General features: G+C 59.4%; 9 protein-coding genes, 2 tRNA genes and 1 pseudogene. 9 read left to right on the top strand and 3 right to left on the bottom strand.

Annotation, left to right across the window (positions count from 1 at the left end):
• Positions 1–303, top strand: a pseudogene (locus tag AAC083_RS13190) (integrase core domain-containing protein); the annotation flags it as partial.
• 152 nt (positions 304–455) lie between these two features.
• On the opposite strand, the gene AAC083_RS13185 reads toward AAC083_RS13190, so the two are convergent.
• Positions 456–656: a YbfA family protein gene (locus tag AAC083_RS13185; protein WP_042037465.1), complete on the bottom strand. Its 201-nt coding sequence runs from the start codon at positions 654–656 to the stop codon at positions 456–458.
• 215 nt (positions 657–871) lie between these two features.
• Here AAC083_RS13185 and AAC083_RS13180 point away from each other — a divergent pair, with 215 nt between their 5' ends.
• Positions 872–1,165: a hypothetical protein gene (locus tag AAC083_RS13180; protein WP_042037467.1), complete on the top strand. Its 294-nt coding sequence runs from the start codon at positions 872–874 to the stop codon at positions 1,163–1,165.
• 82 nt (positions 1,166–1,247) lie between these two features.
• Here AAC083_RS13180 and AAC083_RS13175 read toward each other — a convergent pair.
• Both AAC083_RS13175 and AAC083_RS13170 read right to left on the bottom strand, forming a co-directional pair.
• A tRNA-Cys gene (locus AAC083_RS13175) sits at positions 1,248–1,321 on the bottom strand.
• 57 nt (positions 1,322–1,378) lie between these two features.
• Positions 1,379–1,454, bottom strand: a tRNA-Gly gene (locus AAC083_RS13170).
• A 248-nt stretch (positions 1,455–1,702) separates the two neighbouring features.
• Here AAC083_RS13170 and AAC083_RS13165 point away from each other — a divergent pair.
• The 7 genes from AAC083_RS13165 to AAC083_RS13135 form a co-directional block, all read left to right on the top strand.
• The gene (locus tag AAC083_RS13165) at positions 1,703–5,140 is read left to right on the top strand and encodes a response regulator (RefSeq protein WP_181364747.1); all 3,438 of its coding nucleotides are present in this window, start codon (positions 1,703–1,705) and stop codon (positions 5,138–5,140) included.
• 416 nt (positions 5,141–5,556) lie between these two features.
• The gene (locus AAC083_RS13160) at positions 5,557–7,242 is read left to right on the top strand and encodes an ABC transporter substrate-binding protein (protein ID WP_108536845.1); all 1,686 of its coding nucleotides are present in this window, start codon (positions 5,557–5,559) and stop codon (positions 7,240–7,242) included.
• A 119-nt stretch (positions 7,243–7,361) separates the two neighbouring features.
• Entirely contained in the window at positions 7,362–8,345 is a 984-nt protein-coding gene (locus AAC083_RS13155; protein ID WP_108536844.1) for an ABC transporter permease, read from the top strand.
• Between the two features lie 46 nt (positions 8,346–8,391).
• On the top strand, positions 8,392–9,312 hold the full coding sequence (locus AAC083_RS13150; RefSeq protein WP_108536847.1) for an ABC transporter permease: 921 nt from the start codon (positions 8,392–8,394) through the stop codon (positions 9,310–9,312).
• Positions 9,309–10,328, top strand: a complete 1,020-nt coding sequence (locus tag AAC083_RS13145) for an ABC transporter ATP-binding protein (protein ID WP_108536843.1) — start codon at positions 9,309–9,311, stop codon at positions 10,326–10,328. Before AAC083_RS13150 ends, AAC083_RS13145 begins: the two co-directional genes overlap by 4 nt.
• 11 nt (positions 10,329–10,339) lie before the next feature.
• A complete protein-coding gene (locus tag AAC083_RS13140; RefSeq protein ID WP_108536842.1) occupies positions 10,340–11,332 on the top strand; it encodes an ABC transporter ATP-binding protein in 993 nt (330 codons plus the stop codon).
• 115 nt (positions 11,333–11,447) lie between these two features.
• Positions 11,448–12,537, top strand: a 1,090-nt coding sequence (locus tag AAC083_RS13135) for a glycoside hydrolase family 9 protein (protein WP_181364746.1), incomplete at its 3' end; no start/stop codon positions are given.

The raw sequence follows: 12,537 nt of genomic DNA, 5'->3' as shown, positions 1-12,537 counted from the left end.
TCTGACCAGGGCAGCCAATATGGCAGCCGGGCATTTCGGCAACGACTGTGACGCTATCGCATGACCCAGAGCATGAGTCGGCGTGGCAACTGCTGGGATAACGCCCCGATGAAGCGGCTGTTCAGAAGCCTGAAGTCAGAGTGGCTGCCAGCAACGGAATACGTGGGCCTGCGGGCAGCAAAGCGGGATATCAGTTACTACCTGATGGATTACTACAACTGGCAGCGTCCACATCAACACAATGACGGGATATCACCAGCAAAAGCCGAGGTTCGGCCTAACCAAGTGTCCGGATTTAGTTGACCACTACAATGTGCCATTGTGTGCCCCCGACGATATGAAGGTGGCCTATCGGCACTCCTCAAAGGGGACGACACATACAATAAACCCTTTTATTTCAATTTTTTATAAATGAAAAAAGGCAGCCGAGCTGCCTTTTTTGTTTGAAGCCGAGCTTAGTAGAAGATCCGCTCGCCACGCTCGCTCATCTTGAGCCACACCGGCTTGGTGCTGGTCTTGCTCCAGATGCGGTGCAGATAGCTGTAGAAACGGGCGCGATCACTGCGAAACAGCATCACGGGGAAAGCCAGAATACCCACCAGCAGCGCATAGACGCGACGAAGAATTATCTGAGTCAGGGAATAGGGATGAAACATGATAGCACTCCTTACTGGTAAGACCACCGAACAAAGGCTACCCCACAACTTGTAGAATTACTACACCCAAAAACCGCGTTTTTTTGCAAAAAAGTTCGCCAAAAGCCACTAAATGAAATTAGGTTACATCAATTAACTTACAAGCAACAAAATCTGGCAAAGCGGTGCCGTTTGACCAGATTTAATGCGTTGGTAGTCAACATGGAGTCTGTGCGATGAAACCTGCAGAAGTGGCAATCATAGGGGTGTTGGGCCTGTTGCTTTGGTCGGAGTGGCAGGATTGGCGACTTAATCAAAACGACAGCATAGAGTTGGCCTACAAGGGGGCTCCAACCATCAGCCTGTGGCAATGCGGCCAGTTGAAACAAAAGATGATGGAGCTGACCGAGCATTCGGCCGAGGTACAGTTTCAATTCCGGGGACAGGACCTGGTAGAGGTCAATCGCTATCTGGAACGGGAGTGGCAACAACAGGGTTGCGAACCCTTGCTGACACAGCAGGGATATTGAGAAAGCTCGAATAGCGGGAAACAGAAATGCACACATGAATGTGTGTACTATTGGCTCTGGATGATGCTTATCAGAAAGGTGATGGAGGCACGTTCCGGAGTCGAACCGGACTAAACGGATTTGCAATCCGCTGCATAACCGCTTTGCTAACGCGCCATGCTGACAAGGCTGATTGCCTTGAAAGTGATACTCATAGTTGGTGCTATGAGAAATTGGAGCGGGAAACGAGACTCGAACTCGCGACCCCGACCTTGGCAAGGTCGTGCTCTACCAACTGAGCTATTCCCGCTTTACTGCCGCGTGCCAGTTACCTGACAACGAGGCGCATTATACGTACCCCCAGCGCAGGCACAACCCTTTTTTCGCACTTTTAGCCCTTGCCTGTGCTGTTTGCTCAGGGTTTAAACGGCTTGGCCAAAAAAACCACATCAGGCTGTGACCCCACAGGCGAATTTAAGATAAAGCCATTGAAATGATTAGTCTTTAGTCAGAGACTTGAGCCGCTTAGTAACTGGATTCTCAATTGAAAATCACACGATGAAATGGATCTTCAAGCCACGTGGGCTCAGGCCGCAGCTAATGCTGGCTTTTTTCATGTTGGGTCTGGTGCCCTTCCTGGTCGTCACCCTCTTCTTCCTCTACAGCCACGGCAAAGATCTCACCACCCAGACCTCCAACCATCTGGTGTCGGTGCGTAACATCAAGAAGAGCCAGCTGGAGGATTACTTTGGCAACCTCAAAGAACAGATCATCAACTTCTCCCAGCAGGATTTTGCCGGCAACAGTATCGGCCGCTTTTATGGCTTCACCGGCGCCTTCGAAAAACTCGGCATCACGCCACAGGAGGCCCGCGCTCGCGCCCAGGCTCGCTATGTTCCCGGCTCCTGGGATCAGTTGCAAAAACCCGACGACCAGGCCGACATAGAACCCTCCATCAGCGCGCTGATCCTGGCGGACGAGATGTATGGCCGGGTGCACCAGCGCTTTCATCGCGGCTATGCCGACATGGTGCGCAAATCCAACTACAGCGACATCTTTCTGGTGGATCTCAACGGTGACGTGGTCTATTCGGTCACCAAGCGCTCTAACTTTGCCACCAATCTGCTCTCGGGCCCCTATCAGGCAAGCGGCCTTGGCAGCACCTTCGCCAAGATCAAGCGTCGCCTCGATGGCGGCCAGAAGCCGCAGCAGATCTTCGAATTCACCGACTTTGGCCGCAACGAGTTGACCGGCCAGGTGGTCGCCTACATGGCTGCCCCCGTGATGCAATACGACTATGTGCGCGGCGTGGTGATCTTCGAGCTGCTGCCAGACAAGCTCAACCAGATCATGGCGGAACGGGAAGGCCTCGGCGAGACCGGCGAGACCATCCTGGTCGGCCCCGACAAGCGGATGCGTGCCAATGCCTGGCTGGCGCCCCAGTTCAGCGTGGAGAACAGCTTCAGCCCCGATTTCAGACCTCTGCAGACCCCGCTGGTGGTCAAGACCCTCTCCGGTGAGCAGGGCGTCGGGCTGTTTCGCTCTTATCAGGATGACGAGGTGCTGGCCGCCTACACCCAGGTGAAGGTGTTCGACACCGAGTGGGCCTTCATCGCCGAGATCTCCACCAGCGAGGCCTACCGCCCCATCCGTCAGCTGGAGACGCTGGTGATCCTGCTGGGGGCGGGCTCCCTGCTGCTGCTGATCCTGTTCTCGCGCTGGCTCTCCCACTCCATCACAGCCCCGCTACGCGCTCTCACCGCCGCCGCCGAGCAAGTGGCCGATGGCGCCCTGGATCACCCCATCACTATCCCCCGCACAGACGACGACATAGACCGGCTGGCCCAGGCGTTTCGTCACATGCAACGCTCGGTGAAAGAGAAGATTGAGCTGATTGAACAGCAGACCCAGGAGCTGCAACAGCAGGTCAAGCTGACCCACAAGCAGAACCTCAGCCTGCAACAGGCGGACAAGCTCAAAGATGAACTGCTGGCCAATACCTCCCACGAGCTGCGCACTCCCATTCACGGCATCAAGGGGATGGCCGAGTCCATGCTCGCCAGCCAGCAGGATTTGACCGAAGGACAACAAAAGCAGCTCGGCCTCATCATCAAGAGTGCCGACGGTCTGGCCCGTCTGGTAGACGATCTGCTCGACTACCACCAGATGCGCTACGGCCAGCTGGAGATCCAACCCCAGCCGGTCTCCTCCAAAGGGGTCATCCGGCTGGTGCTGGATCTCTGCCAGCATCTGGTGCAGGCCAAACCCCTTACTCTGGTAGATATCAGCCCGGCCGAACTGCCCCCCGTACTGGCCGACGAGCAGCGGCTCGAACAAGTGCTCTACAACCTGGTGGGCAACGCCATCAAGTACACGCCGCAGGGCAAGGTGGTGCTCAGTGCCATCGTTGAAAACAGCTTCCTGCGCATCAAGGTGATCGACACCGGCATCGGCATCGCCAAAGAGCATCTGGAGCATATCTTCGAGCCGCTGGTGCAGATCAGCCCCGAGGTAAGCAAGCAGGGGGCCGGCCTCGGCCTCTCCATCACCCGCCAGCTGGTGCACCTGATGGGGGGTGAGCTGTTCGTCGAGAGCGAACCAAGCGTCGGTTCCACCTTCGCCTTTACCCTGCCCCTTGCCAGCGGCAAAGCCGCCAATCTGACCCAGGGCAGCCGTCAGATCGAGCATCAGCTGGTGCGCCAGCAACCGCTGATCCTGCCGGACTGGGAGAGCGATGATCTGCCCCCTCCCCCCGAGGGTGCGCCGCTCATTCTGGTGGTGGATGATGAACCCATCAACCTCCACATCCTGCGCCATCTGCTGCAGCCGTGCGGCTACCGCATCCTGCCCAGCAGTGACGGTCACGATGCGCTGGCCAAGCTGGCCGAGGAGCCGGTCGACCTCATTCTGCTCGATGTGATGATGCCAACCCTGTCGGGATTTGACGTCTGCCGCCGCCTGCGCGAGCAGCACCCCAAGGATATGCTGCCGGTACTGCTGCTCACCGCCCTCAACCAGCCCAAGGATATTGAGGAGGGCTTCGGGGCCGGCGCCAACGACTATCTGGTCAAGCCCTTCTGCAAGGAGGAACTGTTTGCCCGGGTCAAGGCACTGCTGGAAGCCAAAGCGGGCCGCGCCTCGCTGGTGGAAAACCGGCTGCTGAAACAGGAGATCGAGCACCGCCTCACCCTGCAGGAGCAGTTGCATCAGGATCAGCAGCGGCTGCTGGCGCTGCTCGGCGAAGGGGGCGATCCCATGGTCTTCATCGACGATCAGGGCACTGTGCTGTTTGCCTCCCGGGTGCTGGCCCGCTTGCTGGGCCAGGAGCCGGAAACCATGAAGGGTCGGTCGCTGGATGAGTGGCTGGCAAGCCCGCTGGCAACCCAGTGGCCCGATCTGAAGGCTGGCCAGGAGTTGCGCCTGGCGTTTCTGGTGGCCGGGTTGAAGGACGAGCTCAATGCCCGCGCCCTGCCCATCAATCTGGGGAACCGGGCCGCCTTCGCCCTCACCCTCAGCACTGAGCCACGTCAAGATGAGAACCGGGTGATGGCGCTGGAGAACGCCCTCAAGAGCTTGTCACGCCAGGCCATCATAGAGGACGGTCAGCTGCTGGGCGAGCTGAGCCGCCTTGGCGGCGAGTTCCGCTCGCTGGCCGATGACCTCATTCGCCAGCAAGATGACGAACCGCTGCGCCGGGCACTGGTAGGGACCATGCAGCTCACCCTGAATGCCTGGCAGCAGAGTACGGGCAAGGGCAAAATCGTATTGGCGGAGAAGAGCAAGTTGTGGCGGGTCTATATGGACAGATCCAGCCCGCAGACCCGCACCCTCGACAAGTACCTGAGCCTGGATACCCTGCCCAAATCACCGCGCTGGAAGACGGTAGTGGCCACCACAGAGTATGTGCTTGGCCACTGCCCGCTCCATGACAAGCAGCGTCAACAGTTGCAACACAGCGCCCAGACCCTGCGTCAACTCGCCAACCGCAAAGCGTGATTAATAGTGCCAAATGGGCGCCAGATCACAATTGGCAATCTGGTTTCTTTTGGCGCAAAAAAAAGCCCAACACAGCCTTAAAACAGAGAGCAGATCTAATTCACAAATTTGTCATATACGCCATTTTTGCAGCCACTTCTTACGCGAAAGTAAATAATGCAAGGCTATGATTTAAAACAGATAAAAAGGCGTTTTGACGAGTTTGACGTAACGCCGTTGATTTTTACGAAAACAACGAAATCAATAGTTGTTGTTTTCCTGTTAAATCTGGTTTGCTAAGGGCGTTGGAAAACAGAACGACAAAGGCTAGACACCTGACCAACACCGAGGGCCGATCTCCTCAGCATGCGACGTCGGTGCTCACACAAAACAAGGCGAATCCATCAGGAATGCCAAAAAATAAGAAAGGAAAACATATGCTTGCCAAAGTATCCAAAATCTCTACTGCTGTCCTGTTGGGAACCATGATGCTTGCAGGGGCTGCCAGCAACGCCATGGCCGCAGACAACAAAACCGTGCTGACCATGGTCGCACAGCAGGAAACCGCCTGGGTCAAGAACTTCAACCCCTTCCTGCAAGCTGGCCTGTTGCACACTACCCGTCACTTCATCTATGAACCCTTGGTGATATTCAACGATATGCAGGGGGGTAAACCCGTCTATCGTCTGGCCACCCACTTTGCGTTCAGCGATGACCTGAAATCTGTCACCTTCGATCTGCGTGACGGGGTCAAGTGGTCTGACGGTCAGCCCTTTACCGCCGATGACATCCTCTTCTCCTTCAATCTGGTCAAGGCCAACAAGGCGCTGGATGAGCGCTCTATCTGGACCCAGATCAAGAGCATCGAGAAGCTGGCCCCCAACAAGGTCAAGTTCGAGCTGACCGAGGTCAACACCAACGTGGTGAATGACCTGGTACTGGTGCCTATCGTTCCCGAGCACCAGTGGAAATCGGTGAAAGATCCGGTGGCCTTCACCAACGACAAGCCGGTCGGTACCGGTCCTTTCACCGAGGTGGACAACTTCTCAGCCCAGCTCTACACCCAGTGCCGCAACCCGCACTACTGGGATACCGCCAACCTCGCCATCGACTGCCTGCGCATGCCGCAGATGGCCACCAACGATCAGGTGCTGGCCGCCGTGATGAAGGGTGACGTGGACTGGTTCGGCTCCTTCGTGCCTGACATCGAGCGCCTCTACGTCGGCAACGATCCGAAGAACAACAAGTACTGGTTCCCGGCCTCCGGTACCGTGGCATTCAACGTCAACTTCCAGACCAAGCATCCCGGCAACCACGAAGCGTTCAACGACATCAACTTCCGCCGCGCCTTCTCCATGGCGATGGACAGACAGTCCATGGTGGACATCGCCGGCTACGGCTACCCGACCGTCAACGAATATCCATCAGGCCTCGGCAAGGCATTCGCCTCCTGGGACAACCCGGAAGTCGAGAAGAAATACGGCCAGTTCAACAAGTTCGATCTGGAAGGTGCCAAGGCCCTGCTGAAACAGGCTGGCTACAAGGACTGTGACGGCGACAAGTTCCTCGACACTCCGACCTGCCAGAAAATCACGTTCAAGGTGCTGGTACCGAACGGCTGGACCGACTGGGTCAACACCGCCCAAATCGGTGTCGAAGGCTTGCAGGCCCTCGGTCTGAACGCCAAGACCGCCACCCCGGAAGCGACCGTCTGGACCGAGAACCTCATCACTGGCGACTTTGATGTGGCGCTGCAGGGCTACTTTGCCGGAGCCAACCCGCACAAGTACTTCGAGACCGCGTTCCACTCCCGCAACATGGGCGAGCGTGGCAACCGCTTTGCAGCGTCCCGCTACAAGGATCCCGAGCTCGACAAGCTGATCGACGACTTCACCCAGACCGCCGATGCGGCCAGGCAGAAGGAGATCATGTTCGCCATCCAGGATCGTGTTGGCGCCAACCAGACCATCATTCCGGTCTTCAACAACCCGACCTGGTACGAATACAGTACCAAGCGTTTCCACGGCTGGTTCAGCGCTGATAACCCGGTCGCCAAACCTCAGCTCCACCCGGACACCCCTGAGCGTCTGCTGCACGTGTTGTCTCTCAAGCCCAACAGCTAAACAATCCCGGCCCCCTGCGGGGGGCCATTTTCCCCGCCATCTCTTCCATCCCCCCGGATCGTACGGGGTTGGGGGAGCTTTGCCCGACGCGGGGCAGGCTTGCAGTAAAAGGGTTTACCATGGGATTTATACTGAGACGTTTCTCCTTCTATCTGGTCGCCTTCCTGGTCGCCGCCACCATTAACTTCCTGCTACCCAGAGCCATGCCGGGGGATCCTGTCTCCGTCATGTTTGCCCGCGCTGGCGCCATGATGGAACCCGCCGCCCTGGAGGCCCTCAAGGCCACCTTCGGTTTTGTCGACGGCCCCATCAGCACCCAATTTCTCACCTATGTGAAGAGTGTCTTCACCTGGGATCTCGGCACCTCGGTGCGTTTCTACCCGCAGCAGGTCTCTGACGTGCTGGGCCGCGCCATCGGCTGGACCCTGTTCCTGGTGGGCACCTCCACCATACTGAGTTTCTCTATTGGCTCCATCGTCGGCATCTTCGCCGCCTGGCATCGTGGTGGCCGGATGGACAGCATTCTCTCCCCGCTCACGCTAGTGATGCAGGCCATCCCGCCGGTGGTGGTCTCCCTGCTCGCCCTGTTCCTGTTCGGGGTCAGCCTAGAGTGGCTGCCCATCGGTTACGCCTACAGCCCGGAAATTCCGGCTGACTGGGGCTGGGAGCACATCAAGAGCATCCTGACCCACGCCATCATGCCGGTGCTGACGCTGTCCATGGTGCAGGTGGGGGGCTTCCTCATCACCATGCGCAACAACATGATCAACCTGCTGGGGGAGGATTACATCACCATGGCCAAGGCCAAGGGACTCTCCAGCAACCGGGTGATCTTCAACTACGGCGCCCGCAACGCCATACTGCCGAGCGTCACCACCCTCTCCATGGCGCTCGGGTTCGTCATCGGCGGCTCCCTCATCACAGAGGTGATCTTCAACTATCCCGGCCTGGGTCTGACCCTCTATCAGGGCATACTGGCCCGCGACTATCCGCTCATTCAGGGGCAGCTGCTCATCATGACCATCACCATGCTCAGCTTCAACTTCCTGGCCGACATGCTCTACGTCTTCCTGGATCCCCGTCTGCGTACAGGAGGCAAATAAGATGCGTATGCCAACCATGCTCAACATGCTGTTACCGGACAACAAGATGCGTATGCCTACCATCCTCAAGATCTTGTTGGGCAACCGCAAAGCCGCCTGTGGCCTCGCCATCGTGGTTGCCTTCGTGCTGATGGCCATCTTTGCCCCGATCCTGGCCAGCAACGAGCCGACCAAACGGGTGGCTCGCCCCCACCAGCCGCCCAGTGCCGAGTTCGTGATGGGGTCCACCCGCATGGGTCACGACATCTGGGCCCAGTTCACCAATGGCGCCCGTATCTCGCTGTTGGTCGGCTTCAGCGCGGGTCTGCTGGTCTGTACCCTGGCGGTCGCCATCGGCATCACCGCCGGTTACTTCGGCGGTCTGGTGGATGAGTGCCTCACCTTCCTGATGAACGTGGTGCTGGTGATCCCCAACCTCCCCTTGCTACTGGTGCTGGCGAGTTTTATCGGGGAGGCGTCGCCGACGGTGATTGCCGTGATAATAGGCTTGACCTCCTGGGCCTATGGCGCGCGGGTCATCCGTGCCCAGACCCTGGCGCTACGGGAAAAAGAGTTCGTCATCGCCGCCGAAGTGCTGGGGGAGCCGGCCTGGCGCATCATTTTGGTGGAGATACTGCCCAACCTCATCTCCATCATAGGGGTGAGTTTCATCGGCTCCATCATCTACGCCATCGTCACCGAAGCAACCCTGGAGTTCTTGGGTCTCGGCGACCCGACCGTGGTGAGCTGGGGCATCATGCTCTACAACGCCCAGACCTCCAGCGCCATCTTGGTCGGCGCCTGGTGGGAGATCCTGGCCCCCTGCTTCGCCATCGCCACCCTGGGTGCGGGCCTGGCTCTACTCAACTTCGCCATCGACGAGATAGCCAACCCGCAGCTGCGCTCCCACAAAGGGCTCAATCGCTGGAATAAACTGGCCGCTCCGGTCGCAACACCGCTCTGTGCAGCTCAGGAGAAGACAGCATGAACAAGCATCCCCTGCTGTCAGTACGCAATCTTTGCGTCGACTACATCACCGAAAATGGCGACGTGCGCGCCGTCAATTCGGTGAGCTTCGATATCAGACAGGGCGAGATCTTCGGTCTCGCCGGTGAGTCGGGCTGCGGCAAGTCCACCGTCGCCTTCTCGGTGGCCCGGCTGCACAAGCCGCCTGCCTACATCAGCGGTGGCGAGATCCTGTTCAAGGGGGAGAACATCCTCCACTACAACGAGGAGCGGCTGCGCTCCTACCGCTGGCAACAGGTGTCGGTGGTGTTCCAGTCCGCCATGAACGCCTTGAACCCGGTGCTGCGGATGGAGGAGCAGTTCTGCGACGTGCTGCTGGCCCACAACCCCGGCATGACCCGCGTTGATGCGATCAAGCGCGCCCAGGTGCTGCTGGAGATAGTCGACATACACCCGAGCCGGCTCAAGGATTACCCGCACCAGTTCTCCGGCGGCATGCGCCAGCGGCTGGTGATCGCCATCGCCATGGCGCTCAACCCCGAGCTGCTGATCATGGATGAACCGACCACGGCGCTCGATGTGGTGGTGCAGCGGGAGATTTTGCAAAAGGTCTACGCCCTGAAAGAGCAGTTCAACTTCTCCATTCTGTTCATCACCCACGACCTCTCCTTGATGGTGGAGTTCTGCGATCGCATCGGCATCATGTATGCCGGAGAACTGATAGAGGTCGCCCCCTCCAAGGCGATCCTGACCGCGCCGCTGCACCCCTATACCAAGGGGCTCGGCAACTCCTTCCCGCCCCTGCACGGACCGAAAACCGTGCTGGAGGGGATCCCGGGCACCCCGCTCAACCTGCTGGAGGTGCCGGTCGGCTGCCGCTTTCAGGCCCGTTGCGGCAAGGTGCACGCGCGCTGCCGTCAGGAGTACACAGTCCTCACCGAGATCCGCCCCGGGCAACAGACCGCCTGCCACCTCTATGAAGAGCAGGGGCTGCAACAAGATTCCGTGATCTATCTGGACAAGGCCGCTGGCTGTTAAGGATGTCTGTCATGCAAATCGCCAACACCGATGCCCCCATCATCGAAGTCCAGCATCTCTACAAGGACTTCCCCATCAACTCCAATGCCATCAAGAGTGGCAAGATGCGGGCACTCTCCGACATCACCTTCAACCTGCACCGGGGCCGCGCCCTGGCAGTGGTCGGGGAGTCGGGCTCCGGCAAGAGCACCATCGCCAAGATCATCGCCAAGATGTACAAGCTCAGTGCCGGGCGCATTCTCTATCGCGGCCGGGATCTGGAGGAGTTCAACAAGGGCACCGCCCTGCTGGACTATCGCCAGAGCGTGCAGATGGTGTGGCAAGATCCGTTCGGTTCGCTCAACCCGACCCACACCATCTATCACCACATCGCCCGCCCCCTGTTGCTGCACAGCAAGGTGATCGACAAAAAAGAGCTGCCCGACATGGTCCATGCCCTGCTGGAGAAAGTCGGCCTCACTCCCGCCAAGGCGACGGCGGCCAAGTACCCCCACCAGCTCTCCGGCGGTCAGCGCCAGCGGGTCAACATCGCCCGCAATCTGGCGGTAGAGGCGCAAGTGGTGCTGGCGGACGAGCCCACCTCCATGCTCGACGTCTCCATTCGCATCGGCATCCTCAACCTGATGGAGCAGATGAAGAACGAGCTCGGCGTCTCCATGCTCTACATCACCCACGACATCGCCACCGCCCGCTATGTGGCGGAAGATCTGGCGGTGATGTATGTGGGTCACATGGTGGAGTGGGGCGAGGTGGACGAGATCCTGCATCACCCGCAGCACCCCTACACCCAGCTGCTCATCTCGGCGGTACCCGACCCCGAGAAGAGCATCCACGCCGAGCTGGAGGGTGGCCGCAAGGGGGAGATCCCGCTCTGGACGCCGGAGTCCTGCGGCTGTCCGTTTGCCGGGCGCTGCCATCAGGCGATGCCCCGCTGCAAGGAGAGCCTGCCCCCCATCACCAAGCTTGCCGACAACCACTTCGTGCGCTGCTACCTCTACGAGTGAGGGTGAGCCTTAGACCGGCCGGACAGCACTGTCCGGCCATGGCCTCGATAGGGGGTGACCACAGCCCCGTGATGTGCCTCACCGTCCGTCGGTGAACCACAGGAGTAATACCTTGATGGAACTCTTGATCAATCAGGTGGGCTACGAGTGCGACGGGCACAAGGTCGCCCTCTTGCAAACCTCCCACGCCCATGATCTCGGCGGCTATGTCAGACTGCAACGCCTCTATGATGGCCAGATCCAGTTTGAAACCCCGCTGCAAGCGGCCGGGCGCGTCCCCGGCTGGCAGGGCCGCGCTTACTGGCGTGCCGACTTCTCCGCCTTCAAGGTGCCCGGTCATTACCGGCTGGAGGCAATAACTGCCCAAGGCATTGTCCGCTCGACCCGCTTTGCCATCGGCCAGGATCTGCTGGCCAGCCGTTGCCTCTCCGACGTCATTCACTACTTCAAGGGGCAGCGCGCCAGCGGCACCTTCGATCGGGCCGACCGCAGCGCCCGCCTGTTTGGCACCGACCAGCACAAAGATGTGCACGGCGGCTGGTTCGATGCCAGTGGCGACATGAGCAAGTACCTGAGCCACCTCTCCTACGCCAACTACCTCAACCCCCAGCAGACCCCCATGGTGGTGTGGGCCCTGCTCAAGTGCCGGGAACTGCTGGCCCCGCGCCGCGATATCGACGGGGTGAACCTCTGCAAGCGACTCAATGACGAAGCGCTGCACGGCGCCGATTTCCTCTACCGGATGCAGGATGAGTCGGACTTCTTCTTCATGACCCTGTTCGACCAGTGGAGCAAGGATCCCGCCCAGCGCGAGCTGTGCGCCTATGACACCCAGCAGGGGATCAAGTCCGCCAACTGGCAGGCGGGTTTTCGCCAAGGGGGTGGCATGGCCATCGCCGCGCTGGCCCGCGCCGCGCGCGAGAGCGTCAGCGGCGACGTCGATGCCAGCCGCTATGCCGAGGCGGCCAGCCGCGGCTACCAGCACCTGCGTGAGTACAACCTCGCCTATCTCGATGACGGGGTCGAGAACATCATCGACGACTACTGCGCCCTGCTGGCGGCGGTGGAGCTGACCCGCACCTTCGGCTCCGAGTGGCTGGCCGAGGCGAGAGCCCGAGCCAGCAAGCTCTGCGCCCGCCAGCGCATCCATCCGGAGCTGGGTCACTACTGGTCGGCCAACGAGGATGGCTCACGCCCCTACTACC

The organism is Aeromonas sp. HMWF014, from assembly GCF_963878295.1.
Taxonomy (GTDB): domain Bacteria; phylum Pseudomonadota; class Gammaproteobacteria; order Enterobacterales; family Aeromonadaceae; genus Aeromonas; species Aeromonas popoffii.
This window is presented reverse-complemented; position numbering and strand designations above follow the sequence as displayed.